This window comes from Phenylobacterium sp. GW823-FHT02A09, assembly GCF_058797775.1.
In genome coordinates, this window is record NZ_JBXAJZ010000002.1 from 1,031,437 (window position 1) to 1,046,689 (window position 15,253).

Below are 15,253 nucleotides of genomic sequence, written 5' to 3' on the forward strand. Positions count from 1 at the left end.
TCGCCGACCGGCGTTAGATGTCGCCACGGTGAAGTCACAATTGTGCAACCGTTCCTTAAGCGCGATGTCTGATCCTGAGGGCCTCGTTCCTCAAACCGGTCCACATGTCCGCAGTCGCAAATCTTCATCGGCCGCTGGATCCCCAGGCGCTTCGGCAAACCCTGGAGGCCCATCGCCGCTACCTCGCCCACCGCACCGGCGGGCGTCGGGCGAACCTGGCCTATGCGGATCTGTCGGGTTTGAAGCTTGAGGGCCTCGACCTCAGCGACGCCGACCTCACTGGCGCGCGGCTGTCGGGCGCGATGCTGGCCGGAGTGAAGCTCGACCGCGCGATCCTGTTCGGCGCGGACCTGCGTGATGCGAACCTGCGCAAGGCGAGCCTCTCCAAGGCCGACCTGCGCGGCGCCTCGCTGCGCGGCGCGAACCTGACCGGCGCCAATCTCGCCGGCTGCGACCTGCGCGAAGGACGCATCGCCTTGCAGGACCGCACCGAGGGCTTCCGCTACCTCGATCACGCCGGCGGCCCGGGCGAGCTCAACTTCGCGGTGCTCGCCGGCGCCGACCTCACCGGCGCCCAGATGACCGGGGCCTCGGCCCTGGCCACCGATTTCACGGACGCCAACCTGACCGACGCCCAACTGGGCGGGGCGCGCCTGATCAAGGCCAAGCTCGATGGAGCTAACCTGACCGGGGCCCAGGTGGCGGGCGCCGACCTCTCCGGCGCTTCGCTGCGGCGCGCCATTCTCATTCGCGTGGATTTCAGTTTCGCCACCGTCGAGGGGGCCGACCTCTCCGACGTGCTGCGCGCGCCGCCGGCGGTGGTCTATGTCGACGAACGCCCGCTCAGCCATGTGTTGGCTGCGCACGAGGCCTTCTGCGATAGCGGCGGCCGGGCCGGCGCTGCGGCCCGGCTGGCCGACATCGACTTCCGTCCCGTCGGCACGCTCAAGCGCCGCAAGCTCAGCGGCCTGTTCGCGCCCGGCTCGGTGCTGTTCGGGATGAATCTCGAGGGCGTCGAGCTGCAGGGGGCGGATCTGTCGCGCTGCGACCTGCGCGGGGCAAATCTGCGCATGGCCGACCTGCGGGGCGCGCGCCTGATCGACGCCCAGCTCACCCGCGCCGACCTCCGCGGGGCGATCCTCGGTCCGCTGGAGATCGGCCAGGGCCGCTTCGTTCGCGCCGACCTCTCTCGCGCCAATCTGCGCCAGGCCGACCTGCGCCGCGCCTTCGCCTTGCGCGCCCGCTTCGTGGAAGCCGACCTCTCCGACGCCAAGCTCGACGGCTGCGTGCTCACCGACGCCGAGCTGGACGGCTGAGGCGTAACACCCACCCGTTCGTCATGGCCGGCCTCCGTGCCGGCCACCCATAAGCGCCATCGTCATGGGGCTTTTCGCTAACGTCCCGACGGGGCGTCTATGGGGCGCCGGGACAAGCCCGGCGATGACGATCGTAGGTGGCCCTACATCCCGTGCTTCAGCGGCTGCAGCCCCTGCCACACCGGCTCGCGCTTCTCGGACTTCGCCGCGAACGCCTCGCCCATGTGCGGGCCCGAGAACATGCCGGTCTGCCAGACGGCGATGTAGTCCAGGCCGTCCTGGATGGTGTGGTCGCGGGCGTAGTTGATCATCACCTTCGATCCGGTGACCGCCAGCGGCGCCTTGGACGCGATCTCGTGGGCGGTGGCCAGGGCGTGGGCGACGCAGTCCTCGTGGGTCGGCAACACCTCGTTGACCCAGCCGATCTCTTTGGCCTTGGCGGCCGGCATGCGGCGGCCGGTATAGGCCATCTCGCGCACCCAGCCCTCGGGGATCAGCTTGCACAGGCGCGGGAAGGTCCCGACGTCGGCGGTCATGCCGATGTTGATCTCCTGGATGCAGAAGAAGGCGTCGGCGCTGGCGTAGCGGATGTCGCAGGCGCTGGTCATGTCGACCGCCCCGCCGATGCAGCCGCCCTGGATGGCGACGATCACCGGGATGCGCGCCGCGTCCAGGCAGCCGAAGCAGTCCTGCAGCCACAGGATATGATGGCGCTGCTGCTCGGCGTTGAGGTGGCGGTCCTGGTTCTGGTTGGCCGAGGACGAGCCGCCGCCGCCGAACACCGCCAAGTCCATGCCGGCGCTGAAGTGCTTGCCGGTCGAGGAGATCACGATGGCCCGGGCGCGGGCGTTGTGGTCGATGTCCTTCACGATCACCGGCAGCTCGTTCCAGAACTCGCGGATCATCGAGTTCATCGCCTCGGGGCGCTTGAGCTGGATGTGGGCGACGTGGCCGTCGAGGCTGACGTCGAAACAGGTCCACTCGGTCGAAAAGGCGTCGGTCATCGGCTGCTCCCTGAATTGTCGCGCAGTCATATCGCGCGCGACGTCAGGGAAAGGGAGCTTCTTTTCCTCTCCCCGCTCGAGGGGAGAGGAGAGGGTGGGGGGTAAGCGGCGCGGAGCGACGCATCTGCGGCGACGTCGGCGGAGCGGCGAGCCCCGCCCCCTCACCTAACCTCTCCCCGCGGGGGAGAGGAAAAGTTTGGTGTCAGCCGTAGCGCATCTTGCCGAGCGCGCCGGCGACGTCGGTCAGCAGCTGCGAGGGCTTCAGGCCGCCCTTCCACTTCTCGAAAGCCATGACGTTCTCGATGCGGGCGTCGACGAAGGCGGCGGCCGCGTCGCGGCCCGACGACAGCCGGATGGCCAGCGCGCTGGCCAGGATGCCCGAGAGGATCGCGCGCTTGGAATAGTGGTTCTCGTCGGTGGCCGTGTCGCCGGCCCAGCGCCACAGCTGGTCGGCGCTCTCCCAGAGCAGCCGCAGCGCCAGCGGCAGGTGTATCGGCAGGGCGAGGAAACCTGCCCAACGCCGAACGGCGGCTTCGTCCTGCGCCGCGATGTCGATCCGGGTCATCGCCGCGGTGCGGATGCGTTCGCGGATCTTAAGGCCGTCCGGGGCGGGCAGGGCGGCCAGGGTCAGGGCGTCGTGTCGCTTGGCCAGCAAGGCGGCGAGGTCGCGCGGACCGTGCGGCAGCAGCAGTTCGACGTCGGCGTCCGACAGCCCGCCGGCCGCGCCGGCCGCCTTGACCGTCGGCCAGGTCCAGCCGCGATCGGCGGCGATCTGCAAGGCGGCGTCGAGAACCTGCCGTTCGGCGTCCTGCGCCCAATCGTCTACATTGGCCATGCGCGGCATCTTAGCGGTGGTTTTTCCGCCTGTCCGCCGTGGACATCGCCGCCGGGTTCTGATATCTCGCCGCGCTCAACCCGAAGGGCCTTCGCTCGACGGGTCGCAAGGCTTTTATCCGTTCGCCGCCGCCTGATGTCAGGAAGGCCGAGCGGGAACGGGTGATAGGAGAGAGACCTCTGGTTCAGATTTTCGTCCGCGACAACAATGTCGATCAGGCCCTCAAGGCGCTGAAGAAGAAGATGCAGCGCGAGGGCTCGTTCCGCGAAATGAAGCGGCACGTGCACTATGAAAAGCCGAGCGAAAAGCGCGCTCGCCAAAAGGCCGAAGCCGTGCGCCGCGCGCGCAAGCTGGCCCGCAAGCGCGCTCAACGCGAAGGCCTGATCGCCGCGCCGAAGAAGCCGAGCCGGTAAGAAATTAAGGCTTTATGCCTAAGTGTGGGGGGCCGCGCGGGAGACTGCGCGGCCCTTTGCATGTCTGGAATCGGGCCCGGCCAAGCTCGTTCAACGAACCGCGATATTCGGTCGCGCGGCACGAGGCTTGCTAGTGCCCATGGCCACTCCCACCTACAGTGGGCTTTGAGAGACACTTTTCACGAAGGCGCGTCATGAACCTGCGTAATCTCGCCATCTGGGGCGTCATCGTCGTCGTCCTGATCGGCCTCTACAGCATGATGACCGGCGGCAGTCAGGCGGCCGGGGCGTCGGGCCAGATCTCCTACTCGCAGCTGCTGAGCAAGGTGAACTCCGGCGAGGTCAAGGCCGCGACGTTCCGCGGCACGGCGATCGAGATCAAGGACGCCGGCGGCAAGTCCTACACCGCCCTGACCCCGAACAATCAGGACGACCTGATCAAGCGGCTGGAATCCGGCGGCGCCGACATCAGCGTCAAGTCGGCCGGCGGCGGCCTGCTGGGCCTGTTCCTGAACAGCCTGCCGATCCTGCTGCTGATCGGCGTCTGGATCTTCTTCATGCGTCAGATGCAGGGCGGCGCCCGCGGCGCCATGGGCTTCGGCAAGTCCAAGGCCAAGATGCTGACCGAGAACAAGAACCGCGTCACCTTCGACGACGTCGCCGGCGTGGACGAGGCCAAGGAAGAGCTGACGGAAATCGTCGACTTCCTGAAGGACCCGCAGAAGTTCCAGCGCCTGGGCGGCAAGATCCCGAAGGGCGCCCTGATGGTCGGCCCTCCCGGCACCGGCAAGACCCTGCTGGGTCGCGCCGTCGCGGGCGAAGCCGGCGTGCCGTTCTTCTACATCTCCGGCTCGGACTTCGTTGAAATGTTCGTCGGCGTCGGCGCCAGCCGCGTGCGCGACATGTTCGAGCAGGCCAAGAAGAACAGCCCCTGCATCATCTTCATCGACGAAATCGACGCCGTCGGCCGTCACCGCGGCGCCGGCCTGGGCGGCGGCAACGACGAGCGAGAGCAGACCCTCAACCAGCTGCTGGTCGAGATGGACGGCTTCGACCCGTCGGAAGCGATCATCGTCATCGCTTCGACCAACCGTCCCGACGTTCTGGACCCGGCCCTGCTGCGTCCGGGCCGCTTCGACCGCCAGGTCGTCGTCCCGAACCCGGACATCGGCGGCCGTGAGCGCATCCTGCGCGTCCACATGAAGAACGTTCCGCTGGCGGCCGACGTCGAGGTCAAGACCATCGCTCGCGGCACCCCGGGCTTCTCGGGCGCCGACCTGGCCAATCTGGTCAACGAAGCCGCCCTGATGGCTGCGCGCAAGAACCGCCGCATGGTCACCCAGCGCGACTTCGAAGACGCCAAGGACAAGGTCATGATGGGCGCCGAGCGCAAGTCCATGGCCATGACCGAGGACGAAAAGCGCCTGACCGCGTACCACGAAGGCGGCCACGCCCTGATCGCCCTGAACGTCCCGGCCACCGACCCGGTGCACAAGGCCACGATCATCCCGCGCGGCCGCGCCCTGGGCATGGTCATGCAGCTGCCGGAGCGCGACCAGCTGTCGATGTCCTACGAGCAGATGACCTCGCGCCTGGCCATCCTGATGGGCGGCCGGATGGCCGAGGAGATCATCTTCGGCAAGGACAAGATCACCTCCGGCGCCTCGTCCGACATCGATCAGGCGACCAAGCTGGCCCGCGCCATGGTCACCAAGTGGGGCTTCTCCGACAAGCTCGGCGTGGTGTCCTACGGCGAGAACCAGGACGAGGTGTTCCTCGGTCATTCGGTGTCGCGGACCCAGTCGGTGTCCGAAGAGACGGCCAACCTGATCGACGCCGAAGTGAAGCGTCTGGTCCAGGGCGGCTTCGACGAGGCCCGGCGGATCCTGACCGAGAAGCTCGACGATCTGCACACCCTGGCCAAGGCTCTGCTCGAGTACGAGACCCTGACCGGCGACGAGATCATCAACGCGCTGAAGGGCGTCCCGCCCGTCCGCGACGACGCCGACTCCAAGCGACCCACGGGTCCCTCGGTGGCGGTGCCGATCTCGCCGCGGCCCGAGCCTGCCTAAGGCCGAACAGACGACCTAGCGATCTTGACGCCCTCCCGGCCCCGCGCCAGGAGGGCGTCTTGCTGTCTGCGCCTAGAGGAGATCCGCCCATGCCCGGTTCGGTGAAGGTCATGGGGATCGTCAACGTCACGCCCGACAGCTTCTCGGACGGTGGGCGCTTCCTCGATCCCGACGCCGCCCTGACGCACGCGCGCCGGCTGATCGCCGAGGGCGCCGACATTCTCGACATCGGGGCGGAGTCGACGCGGCCCGGCTCCGAGCCGGTGTCGGCCGAGGACGAGATCGCCCGCGCCGTGCCGCTGATCGCGGCGATCCGGGCCGAGAGCCCGGTCGCCATCTCGATCGACACCATGAAGCCGCAGGTCGCCCGCGCCGCGGTCGCGGCGGGCGCCGACATCTGGAACGACGTGGCGGCCCTGCGCTATGCACCGGACGGACCGCAGGTCGCCGCCGAGTTGGGCTGCGATCTGGTGCTCATGCACATGCGCGGCGAGCCGCGCACCATGCAGGCCGATCCGCAGTACGACGACGTGCTGGCCGAGGTCTGCGGCTTCCTGGCCGAGCGGGCGCAAGCGGCGATGGCGGCCGGGGTGGCGCGCGAGAAGATCTGGCTCGATCCCGGGGTCGGCTTCGGCAAGCGGCCCGAACACAATCTGGCGCTCATCGCCCGCCTGGACGCGGTCGCGGCCCTGGGCTTCCCGGTGTTGCTCGGGGTCAGCCGCAAGCGGTTCATCGCCGCGCTCGACCCGGCCGCCGGCGCGGCGCTGGACGGGCGTCTGGCGGGCTCTCTGGCCGCCGCCCTGGCCGGCGTCGAGCGCGGGGCCGACGTCCTGCGGGTGCACGACGTCGCCGAGACCGTGCAGGCGCTGAAAGTCTGGGACGCGGTGGCGGCCGCCCGCTAGCCGCGGCCGACGAACGGCATCTTGGTCGCCATCACGGTCATGAACTGAACATTGGCGTCCAGCGGCAGGCCGGCCATGAACACCACGGCGTCGGCGACGGCCTTGACGTCCATCAGCGGTTCGGGCGCGAACGAGCGGTCGGCCTGCGGCACGCCCTTGGCCATGGCCAGCGTCATTTCGGTAGCCGCATTGCCGATGTCGATCTGGCCGCAGGCGATGTCGTAGGCGCGGCCTTCGAGCGAGGCCGAGCGGGTCAGGCCGGTGATCGCGTGCTTGGTGGCGGTGTAGGCGACCGAGTAGGGCCGTGGCGCGTGGGCCGAGATCGAGCCGTTGTTGATGATCCGGCCGCCGCGCGGGTCCTGGGCCTTCATCAGGCGGAAGGCGGCGCGCGTGCAGAGGAAGGTGCCCGTCAGGTTGGCGTCGACCACCCGCTTCCAGGCGTCCAGCGACAGGTCTTCCAGCCGGCCGCCGGCCGAGACGCCGGCGTTGTTGAACAGCACGTCCAGCCGTCCGAAGCGGGCGCGGGTCGCTTCGAACGCCGCATCCACGGCGGCCTCGTCGGCGATGTCGGCAGCCTGGATCAGCGTTTCGCCGGGCAGGGCGGCCGCGGTTTCCTGCAGCTTGTCGGCGCGGCGGCCGACGAGGACGAGCGAATAGCCGGCTTTTCCCAGGGCGATCGCGCTGGCGCGGCCGATCCCGGATCCGGCCCCGGTGACGAGGGCGACTTTCATGGCGGGCAGGTTAGCAGCGGGCTGGGCGCAAGCGCCACAGTGGACAGCCGCGCAAATCCCGATGCATTCGCCGCGCGCTCGCGCTACCTGCAGTCCATGAGCGAGACCTTGGGCCGAGTGCTGATCATCGCAGGTTCGGATTCCGGCGGCGGCGCCGGAATCCAGGCCGACATCAAGACCGTGACCATGCTGGGCGCCTATGCGGCGACGGCGATCACCGCGGTGACCGTGCAGAACACGCTGGGCGTCACCGGCGTGCACCCGATTCCGCTCGAGGTGGTCGAGGCCCAGGCCCGGGCGGTGCTGGACGACATCGGCGCCGACGCGATCAAGACCGGCATGCTGGGCGACGTCGCCATGGTGGAGACCGTGGCGCGGATCCTGGACTCTACGACGGCGCCGGCCGTGGTCGATCCGGTCATGGTCGCCAAGGGCGGTTCGAATCTGCTGGCGCCCGAGGCCATGGACGCGGTGCGCACCCTGATGATCCCGCGCGCGGCGCTGCTGACGCCCAATGCGCCCGAAGCCCAGGCGCTGACCGGCTTGGCGGTCGAGAACCTGGACGACCAGCGCCGGGTCGGCGAGGCGCTGCTGAAGCTCGGCGCGCGCGCCGTCCTGATGAAGGGCGGCCACGTGCCGGGGGAGACCGTCACCGACGTGCTGCTGACGCCGCAGGGCGAGACGACCTACGAGGGCGAGCGCATCCACACCCGCCATACCCACGGCACCGGCTGCACCCTGGCCTCGGCCTGCGCCGCCGGTCTGTCGCAGGGGCTGCCGCTGACCGAGGCGGTGGCCCGGGCATGGGCCTATGTGCATGAGGCGATGCGCGCCGCGCCCGGTCTCGGCGGCGGCCATGGTCCGCTGGATCACGCCTGGGCGCTGCGGGGCGGCAAATGAGCGAAGATCTCGCCGCGCGGCTCGAGGCCATCGTCCGCTCCACCCCCAGCCTGATGCACGTGCTGACGACGGTGCGCGGCCTGAACCTGCCCGACTGGCTGGTGTTCTCGGGCGCGGTCTATCAGCCGGTGCTGAACCACCTGACCGGCCGCGACCCCGACTATGGGATCAAGGACTACGATCTCGGCTACTTCGACGCGTCCGACACCTCGTACGAGGCTGAGGACGTGGTGATCCGCAAGGTCGCCGCCGCCTTCGCGCCGCCGTTCCAGGAGATGGTCGAGGTCCGAAACCAGGCCCGCGTGCACCTCTGGTTCGAACAGAAATTCGGCGAGCCGTACGAACCGCTGAGCTCCAGCACCCAGGCCCTGTCGCGGTTCACCTCGACGGTGTTCGCAGTTGGGGTCCGTCTGGAGGACGATGACCGACTGACCGTCCACGCCCCGTTCGGGCTGGAGGACCTGTTCGCCATGCGCCTGCGGCGCAACCCAAGTCGCGTGACCGGCGGCTTCCTGCGCACCGCCCAGGCGGCCCAGAAGCGCTGGCCCGAGCTGTCGATCCTGGACGCCTAAGGTTCGGAGACGCGAAAAGGGGCGGCCTCTCGACCGCCCCTTCCCGGTGTCTCAAGCTCGCGCCCTAACGGCGATAGTCGTTTCCATAGCCGTAGCCGTAGCGGCGGTCGTCGCGGTCGATGCGGCGCGCCAGCTGGTCGTAGCGGCGGTCGATGTCCTGGCGCTCCCATTGGCTGAAGCCGTCGCGGCTATAGCGCCAGGCGAGGCGTTCGGTGTTGTTCACTTCGCGACGCAGCCAACCGGCGGCGCCGGAGTTCAGCGAGCCGGTGCGCTCGGCGCGGTCGATGCGCCACATCAGGCGGTCGGCGCGGCCGTTGTCGGCGCGCTGCGTCCGATCGTAGCGGTCATAGCCGCCGTGCGGCTGGGCGACGGCGGGAACGGCGGCGGCCGCCAGGGCGGAAGCCGCAGTCAGGGCCAGAACGATCTTTTTCATGACGGTCCTCCTTGGACATCCGCGTCGCGGGAAGCGACGTTGATGGGCAGAAGACCATCGGCGACCTGAAACGCGTCTGAGGCCGTCGTTGTCTGTCGTTCAGCTTGATGAAGCGCGGTCAGGCCGCGGCGACGGCCCCGGCGGGGTTGGCGCCGGCGGCGGCGGCCTCGGTCAGGGCCCGGCTGATCGCTTCGTAGAGCTTGGCGATCTCGATTGGCTTGGCGACGTGGCCGTCCATACCGGCCGCCAGGTACTCTTCGACCTGGTGCGACAGGGCGTTGGCGGTCAGAGCGATGATCGGGGTGCGCAGGCGGCCGGCCTCGCGCTCGGCGGCGCGGATGGCGCGGGCGGAATCGATGCCATCCATGACCGGCATCTGGATGTCCATCAGGATCAGATCGTAGGACCCGTCGCGCCAGGCTTCGAACGCCAGGCGGCCGTTGGCGACGATATCGATGTCGATGCCCAGCGAGCCCATCACCGCAGCCAGCACCTGCTGGTTGGTCGGGTTGTCCTCGGCGGCCAGCAGACGCAGCGCCCCCTCGTCGGCTTCCCCGGCGGTCTGCGGCGCGATCGGCTCCTCGAAGGTCAGCTCGCCGCGCTCGAGCGGCAGCTCGACAGTGAACATCGAGCCCTGGCCTTCGCGGCTCTCGACGCTGATCACGCCGCCCATCATCTGGGTCAGCTCGCGGCAGATGGCGAGGCCCAGGCCCGTGCCGCCGAAGCGGCGGGTGGCGGAGTTGTCGGCCTGGGTGAACTTCTCGAACAGGCCGGCCTGCTTCTCGGTGGCGATGCCGACGCCGCTGTCGCGGATCACCAGGCGCAACACGCCCGACGGGCCGACGTCGAAGCGGGCGCTGACCTCGCCCTGCAGGGTGAACTTGACCGCGTTGGAGAGCAGGTTGCCGACGATCTGGCGGATGCGGTCGGCATCGCCGCGCCAGGCGCCGCGGGCGTCGTCGGCCACCTCGACCTTGAAGTCGAGGCCCTTGTTCTGGGCGATCACCGAGAACGAGTCGCGGGTCGGGGCGACGGCCGCTTCCAGATCGAAGTCGTCGACCAGCAGGGTCAGCTTGCCGGCCTCGATCTTGGAGAGGTCGAGCACGTCGTTGAGCACGGCCAGCAGCAGGCCGCCCGACTGGCGGATGACATCCAGGCGTTCGCGCTGCACCTGGGTCAGGTCGCCCATCGACATGACTTCGGCCATCGCCAGCACGCCGTTCAGCGGCGTGCGGATCTCATGGCTCATATTGGCCAGGAACTGCGACTTCAGCACGTTGGCGGCGTTGGCCGCGTCGCGCGCCTCGACCAGTTCGCGCAGGGTCCGTTGCAGCGCTTGTTCGCGCTCGTCGAGCTTCGCCAATAAGTGGTTAAAGCTGTCGGTCAGGCTGCGGAACAGGGCGTCGTCGGCTTCAACCTCGACGGGCGCGAAGCGGCCGCTGGCGGCGACATCATGCATCGCCTCGGAAAGCTTGAGCACGGGTGCGATCACCCGAGAGGCGAGTCCGCGCGCCAGGAACAGCGCCACGCCGACGCCGCCGAACAGCAGCGCCAGGGTCAGGGCGACGAATTGCGGAAGCAGGGCCGTGAAGGCGGGGGTCTCGAAGGTCAGGCTCAGCTCGCCGACCTCGCGACCGTCCGCTGTCAGCGGAGTGTTGATGACTTCGAAGGAGTCCGAGGCCAGCGGCGTCGGACGCTCGAACCGCGCGACCGTGCCGCCGGATCCGTCCTTGAGAACCGCCAGGGTGACGCTGCCGTCGCTGCCGAGCGTAGCAATGGAGAGCTTTGCCCCGTCCCGGTCCCCGGCCGCGAGGGCGGGGGCCGCGGCGCGCGCCACGACGTCCGACAGGGCGCGGTGAGCCTGGTGGTTCTGTTCGCGCGCGACAGCCCACTGCTGGAGCATGAAGGTCAGGCACGCGGCCACCAGGACGACCACGGTCGTGATCAGGGCCACGCCCGCCACGCGCGCGTGGAAGGTCATCTGCGGCCGAGAGACGGTGGTGCGAGGCTGGTCAGTCATGGAGCCCGGGCTTCATCCGAGCTCCCGATTTAGGCGAATTCTCCTAACGGTTCGCTTCCAGAAGGCTCGCGTAGGGCGCGAACTGTGGCGTCAAAGCCACAATCACAACCGTCGAGCGATAAAATCGTGGTTAATGGAACATGAATCTCCTAGGTGGAATTTAACCTCCGGTTTACCTTGACGGAGTTGGTTAATTTCCTCGGAGGGGTTCCCCATGGAAAAGGCGTTTGTCGCGCAGCGTGTCGCGACCAAGTTGTTCTCGACGGAAGCGGCGGTTGACCAGGCCATGGTCGAAGCCACGGAACTGCTGGCGGATCTGCTGAAGGCCCGTTCGGAAGTTAACGCCTCGCTCGTCTTCGCTGACGAAGTGCAGGTGAAGATGGTGGAAGCCATCAAGGCCCTGGGAGAAGCCCGGAGCGCCATGGTCGGTGCGCACAATGAGCTGGCGGAAGCCCAGCTGCGCCTCGGCATCCGCACCAAGCTCGGCTACATGGACAAGCCGGCGATGCGTAAGCGCGAAACCGTGACGGCGATGCGCGAAGTCGGCTAAGCCGATTTGGTTGCAATAGATTAACTGGTGCTGCGCCCCTAATGCGAGTTAGGGGCGCTGTGCTATGCCGACATCACCGATCGTTCTTGGCCTGATCGCCCTCACCTTGGGGATCTCGCTGCTGGCCCTCTGGAAGGGCACCTTCGCCGAGCGGTTCGGCGGCGCCATCGTGGGCGCCAACGTGGTGTTGTCGATCCTGAGCGGTCTGCTGCTGCCGGACTCGGCCCAGGCGCTCGCACGGCTCACCCTGGACGGCCTCACCGCCATCGGTCTGCTGATCATCACGGTCAGCTTCGCCAGCTTCTGGCTCGGCGGCGTCATGCTGCTCTATGCGGTGCAGTTCAGCCTGCACGCGTTCTACATCGTCACCTCGCGCCCGGTCGACGTGCTGTACGCCTGGATCAACAATCTGAATTTCCTCGGAATTAGCGCCTGCCTGTTGGCCGGCGCAGTGGTCGGCCTGCTGCAGCGACGGCGCCGGGCCGCCTAGCGACCGCGCCGCCCCCAGCGGCCAGCGTCCGAAAACTTTTGCTTGCGCTGCGCCGCGATCCGGAGTTTCTCCGCCGCGGGCCACACCCCCCCAACGGGGTGCTGCTCATCTGTAAGGATGGGAGACATCGATATGACGACCCTCGCCAAGCCGGCCATGCGTCCGGCTCGCCCCGAGTTTTCTTCCGGCCCCTGCGCCAAGCGCCCCGGCTGGACCCCCGAAAATCTCCAGAACGCCGTACTCGGCCGCTCGCACCGTTCGAAGCTGGGCAAGACGCGCCTGCAGGACGCGATCGAACGCACCCGCCAGGTGCTGGAGGTTCCGGACGACTTCCTGATCGGCATCGTGCCTGGATCGGACACCGGCGCCGTGGAAATGGCGATGTGGTCGATGCTCGGCCCGAAGCCGGTCCAGCTGCTGGCCTTCGAGAGCTTCGGCAAGGACTGGGTCACCGACGTGACCAAGCAGCTGAAGCTGCCGGCCGAGGTCCTGGACGCGCCCTACGGCGAGCTGCCGGACCTGACCAAGGTGCGCAAGGACGCCGACCTGGTCTTCACCTGGAACGGCACCACCTCGGGCGTCCGCGTCCCGAACGCCGACTTCATCGCCGCCGACCGTGAAGGCATCACCATCTGCGACGCCACCAGCGCCGCCTTCGCCCAGGATCTCGACTGGGCCAAGCTCGATGTCGTGACCTTCTCCTGGCAGAAGGCGCTGGGCGGCGAGGGCGCGCACGGGATCCTGATCCTGTCGCCGCGCGCGGTCGCCCGCCTGGAGAGCTACACCCCGGCCTGGCCGATGCCGAAGCTGTTCCGCATGACCAAGGCCGGCAAGCTGGCCAAGGACATCTTCGAAGGCGCGACGATCAACACGCCCTCGATGCTCTGCGTGGAAGACGCCATCGACGCGCTGAAGTGGGGCGCCCAGATCGGCGGCCTGGCCGAGATGCAGCGCCGCGCCGACGCCAACCTGGCGGCCCTGGCCGCCTGGGTCGAGAAGACCGACTGGGTGGATTTCCTGGCCGCCGACCCGGCGACCCGCTCGAACACCTCGGTGTGCCTGAAGGTGGTCGACGCCCGCGTCGCCGCCCTGGCCGACGACGCCCAGGCCGACTTCGCCAAGAAGCTGGCCGCGGTGCTCGAAAAGGAGGGCGCGGCCCTCGACATCGGCGGCTATCGCGACGCCCCCGCCGGCCTGCGCATCTGGTGCGGCGCCACGGTCGAGACCTCGGACATCGAGGCCCTGACCCCGTGGCTCGACTGGGCGTTCGCCACCACCCTCGAGCAGCTGCAAGCCGCCTAAGGCCCTTCTCGCGTCCTCGCGACTTCACGCCCGTAAACCGCGTGGAGCCGAGGACGCCTACCCCTTATCCGCAAGGAAACTCCCATGCCCCGCGTCCTCATCGCCGACAAGCTGAGCCCGGCCGCCATCGACATCTTCAAGCAGCGCGGCGTCGACGCCGACGTGAAGACCGGCCTGTCGAAAGAAGAACTGCTCAAGATCATCAACGACTATGACGGCCTGGCCGTCCGCTCGGCCACCAAGGCCGACAAGGACGTCATCGCCGCCGCCGGCAACCTGAAGGTCATCGGCCGCGCCGGCATCGGCGTCGACAATGTCGACATCCCCGCTGCGACCTCCAAGGGGATCGTGGTTATGAACACCCCGTTCGGCAACTCGATCACCACCGCCGAGCACGCCATCGCCATGATGTTCGCCCTGGCCCGCCAGCTGCCGGCCGCCGACGTCTCGACCCAGGCCGGCAAGTGGGAAAAGAACCGCTTCATGGGCGTGGAGCTCTACGCCAAGACCCTCGGCCTGATCGGCGCCGGCAACATCGGCGGCATCGTCGCCGACCGCGCCAACGGCCTGAAGATGAAGGTCGTCGCCTACGACCCCTTCCTGTCGGCTGAACGCGCCGTCGAGATGGGCGTCGAGAAGGTCGAGCTGGAAGACCTGCTGGCCCGTGCCGACGTCATCACCCTGCACACCCCGCTGACCGACAAGACCCGCAACATCCTGTCGGCCGAGAACCTGGCCAAGACCAAGAAGGGCGTGCTGATCGTCAACTGCGCCCGCGGCGGCCTGGTCGACGAAGCGGCCCTGCGCAAGGGCCTGGACGACGGCCACATCGGCGGCGCGGCCTTCGACGTGTTCGTCGAGGAGCCGGCCAAGGACAACGTGCTGTTCGGCGCTGAGAACTTCATCGCCACCCCGCACCTGGGCGCTTCGACCATGGAAGCCCAGGAGAACGTCGCCCTGCAGGTCGCCGAGCAGATGAGCGATTACCTGCTCACCGGCGCGGTCTCCAACGCCCTCAACAGCCCGTCGGTCACCGCCGACGAGGCCCCGAAGCTGAAGCCGTTCGTGGCCCTGGCCGAGCGCCTGGGCGCCTTCGCCGGCCAGATGGTCGACGTCGAGGTCAAGGCCGTCGACATCGCCTATGAAGGCGAAGTCGCCAACCTCAACACCCGCCCGCTGACCGCCGCGGCGCTGGCCGGCGCCCTGCGTCCGATGCTGGCCGAGGTGAACATGGTCTCGGCTCCGGCCGTGGCCAAGGACCGCGGCATCACCGTCTCGGAGAGCAAGCAGGACGACTCGCCGATTTTCGACAGTCTGGTGCGGATCACCGTCACGACGGCGCTCGGCAAGCGCTCGTTCGCCGGCACCGTGATCGCCGGCGCGCCGCGCGTGGTCGAGGTCAAGGGCATGGACCTGGACGCGCCGTTCGCCCCGACCATGCTCTATGTGAACAACCTCGATAAGCCGGGCTTCATCGGCGCGCTCGGCGCGCTTCTGGCTGAAGAGCAGGTCAACATCGCGACCTTCAACCTCGGCCGCGTCTCGGCCGGGGAGGACGCCATCGCCCTGGTCGGCGTCGACCAGGATCCGGGCGACGCGCTGGTCGAGAAGATCCGCGCCCTGCCGCACGTCAAGGAAGCGCGCACCCTGCGCTTCTGATCTGTCGCGGGCCGCGCCGCCTTGCCGGGCGGTGCGGCCTCGCGCAACCTCGGT

15 protein-coding genes are annotated in these 15,253 nt (G+C 68.5%); 10 read left to right on the top strand and 5 right to left on the bottom strand.

The window, feature by feature from the left end; genetic code table 11:
- Positions 1-104 precede the first annotated feature (104 nt).
- Entirely contained in the window at positions 105-1,316 is a 1,212-nt protein-coding gene (locus AC1Q87_RS12330) for a pentapeptide repeat-containing protein (RefSeq protein WP_492609213.1), read from the top strand.
- Positions 1,317-1,459: 143 nt separating this feature from the next.
- Here the strand turns inward: AC1Q87_RS12330 and AC1Q87_RS12335 are convergent, their stop codons facing one another.
- Together AC1Q87_RS12335 and AC1Q87_RS12340 are read right to left on the bottom strand one after the other, a co-directional pair.
- Positions 1,460-2,320 (bottom strand): crotonase/enoyl-CoA hydratase family protein, encoded by an 861-nt coding sequence (locus AC1Q87_RS12335; RefSeq protein WP_492609214.1) that lies wholly within the window; start codon positions 2,318-2,320, stop codon positions 1,460-1,462.
- 202 nt (positions 2,321-2,522) lie between these two features.
- Positions 2,523-3,155, bottom strand: a complete 633-nt coding sequence (locus tag AC1Q87_RS12340) for a COQ9 family protein (RefSeq protein WP_492609215.1) — start codon at positions 3,153-3,155, stop codon at positions 2,523-2,525.
- A gap of 179 nt (positions 3,156-3,334) precedes the next feature.
- Between AC1Q87_RS12340 and rpsU the strand changes: the two genes are divergently transcribed.
- The 3 genes from rpsU to folP all read left to right on the top strand — a co-directional run bounded on the left by rpsU (position 3,335) and on the right by folP (position 6,542).
- The gene (rpsU, locus tag AC1Q87_RS12345; RefSeq protein ID WP_111275467.1) at positions 3,335-3,568 is read left to right on the top strand and encodes a 30S ribosomal protein S21; all 234 of its coding nucleotides are present in this window, start codon (positions 3,335-3,337) and stop codon (positions 3,566-3,568) included.
- Between the two features lie 194 nt (positions 3,569-3,762).
- Positions 3,763-5,640 carry an ATP-dependent zinc metalloprotease FtsH gene (gene ftsH / locus AC1Q87_RS12350; protein WP_436059699.1) on the top strand — a complete coding sequence of 626 codons (1,878 nt, stop codon included), beginning with the start codon at positions 3,763-3,765 and terminating at the stop codon, positions 5,638-5,640.
- A gap of 89 nt (positions 5,641-5,729) precedes the next feature.
- Positions 5,730-6,542, top strand: a complete 813-nt coding sequence (folP, locus tag AC1Q87_RS12355; RefSeq protein WP_492609216.1) for a dihydropteroate synthase — start codon at positions 5,730-5,732, stop codon at positions 6,540-6,542.
- Here folP and AC1Q87_RS12360 read toward each other — a convergent pair.
- Entirely contained in the window at positions 6,539-7,273 is a 735-nt protein-coding gene (locus AC1Q87_RS12360; protein WP_492609217.1) for an SDR family oxidoreductase, read from the bottom strand. The genes folP and AC1Q87_RS12360 overlap by 4 nt on opposite strands.
- Before the next feature lie 96 nt (positions 7,274-7,369).
- Between AC1Q87_RS12360 and thiD the strand changes: the two genes are divergently transcribed.
- The gene (gene thiD / locus AC1Q87_RS12365; RefSeq protein WP_492609218.1) at positions 7,370-8,173 is read left to right on the top strand and encodes a bifunctional hydroxymethylpyrimidine kinase/phosphomethylpyrimidine kinase; all 804 of its coding nucleotides are present in this window, start codon (positions 7,370-7,372) and stop codon (positions 8,171-8,173) included.
- Positions 8,170-8,745: a nucleotidyltransferase family protein gene (locus AC1Q87_RS12370; RefSeq protein ID WP_492609219.1), complete on the top strand. Its 576-nt coding sequence runs from the start codon at positions 8,170-8,172 to the stop codon at positions 8,743-8,745. Before thiD ends, AC1Q87_RS12370 begins: the two co-directional genes overlap by 4 nt.
- Positions 8,746-8,809: 64 nt before the next feature.
- Here the strand turns inward: AC1Q87_RS12370 and AC1Q87_RS12375 are convergent, their stop codons facing one another.
- Both AC1Q87_RS12375 and AC1Q87_RS12380 read right to left on the bottom strand, forming a co-directional pair.
- On the bottom strand, positions 8,810-9,178 hold the full coding sequence (locus tag AC1Q87_RS12375; RefSeq protein ID WP_492609220.1) for a hypothetical protein: 369 nt from the start codon (positions 9,176-9,178) through the stop codon (positions 8,810-8,812).
- Between the two features lie 118 nt (positions 9,179-9,296).
- On the bottom strand, positions 9,297-11,198 hold the full coding sequence (locus tag AC1Q87_RS12380; protein ID WP_492609221.1) for an ATP-binding protein: 1,902 nt from the start codon (positions 11,196-11,198) through the stop codon (positions 9,297-9,299).
- A gap of 214 nt (positions 11,199-11,412) precedes the next feature.
- Between AC1Q87_RS12380 and AC1Q87_RS12385 the strand changes: the two genes are divergently transcribed.
- The 4 genes from AC1Q87_RS12385 (at position 11,413) to serA (ending at position 15,199) form a co-directional block, all read left to right on the top strand.
- Entirely contained in the window at positions 11,413-11,748 is a 336-nt protein-coding gene (locus tag AC1Q87_RS12385) for a hypothetical protein (protein ID WP_183775028.1), read from the top strand.
- Positions 11,749-11,812: 64 nt separating this feature from the next.
- On the top strand, positions 11,813-12,238 hold the full coding sequence (locus AC1Q87_RS12390; protein WP_492609222.1) for a hypothetical protein: 426 nt from the start codon (positions 11,813-11,815) through the stop codon (positions 12,236-12,238).
- Between the two features lie 132 nt (positions 12,239-12,370).
- Positions 12,371-13,540 (top strand): phosphoserine transaminase, encoded by a 1,170-nt coding sequence (locus AC1Q87_RS12395; protein WP_492609223.1) that lies wholly within the window; start codon positions 12,371-12,373, stop codon positions 13,538-13,540.
- Between the two features lie 84 nt (positions 13,541-13,624).
- A complete protein-coding gene (gene serA, locus AC1Q87_RS12400; RefSeq protein ID WP_492609224.1) occupies positions 13,625-15,199 on the top strand; it encodes a phosphoglycerate dehydrogenase in 1,575 nt (524 codons plus the stop codon).
- The last annotated feature ends 54 nt before the right edge of the window (positions 15,200-15,253 follow it).

Coding starts and splice junctions, on each gene's coding strand:
- AC1Q87_RS12370 (WP_492609219.1), top strand. CDS start 8,170: ATGAGCGAAGATCTCGCCGCGCGGCTCGAGGCCATCGTCCGCTCCACC.
- ftsH (WP_436059699.1), top strand. CDS start 3,763: ATGAACCTGCGTAATCTCGCCATCTGGGGCGTCATCGTCGTCGTCCTG.
- AC1Q87_RS12395 (WP_492609223.1), top strand. CDS start 12,371: ATGACGACCCTCGCCAAGCCGGCCATGCGTCCGGCTCGCCCCGAGTTT.
- AC1Q87_RS12335 (WP_492609214.1), bottom strand. CDS start 2,320: ATGACCGACGCCTTTTCGACCGAGTGGACCTGTTTCGACGTCAGCCTC.
- AC1Q87_RS12330 (WP_492609213.1), top strand. CDS start 105: ATGTCCGCAGTCGCAAATCTTCATCGGCCGCTGGATCCCCAGGCGCTT.
- AC1Q87_RS12385 (WP_183775028.1), top strand. CDS start 11,413: ATGGAAAAGGCGTTTGTCGCGCAGCGTGTCGCGACCAAGTTGTTCTCG.
- folP (WP_492609216.1), top strand. CDS start 5,730: ATGCCCGGTTCGGTGAAGGTCATGGGGATCGTCAACGTCACGCCCGAC.
- AC1Q87_RS12340 (WP_492609215.1), bottom strand. CDS start 3,155: ATGGCCAATGTAGACGATTGGGCGCAGGACGCCGAACGGCAGGTTCTC.
- serA (WP_492609224.1), top strand. CDS start 13,625: ATGCCCCGCGTCCTCATCGCCGACAAGCTGAGCCCGGCCGCCATCGAC.
- AC1Q87_RS12380 (WP_492609221.1), bottom strand. CDS start 11,198: ATGACTGACCAGCCTCGCACCACCGTCTCTCGGCCGCAGATGACCTTC.
- AC1Q87_RS12360 (WP_492609217.1), bottom strand. CDS start 7,273: ATGAAAGTCGCCCTCGTCACCGGGGCCGGATCCGGGATCGGCCGCGCC.
- AC1Q87_RS12375 (WP_492609220.1), bottom strand. CDS start 9,178: ATGAAAAAGATCGTTCTGGCCCTGACTGCGGCTTCCGCCCTGGCGGCC.
- AC1Q87_RS12390 (WP_492609222.1), top strand. CDS start 11,813: ATGCCGACATCACCGATCGTTCTTGGCCTGATCGCCCTCACCTTGGGG.
- thiD (WP_492609218.1), top strand. CDS start 7,370: ATGAGCGAGACCTTGGGCCGAGTGCTGATCATCGCAGGTTCGGATTCC.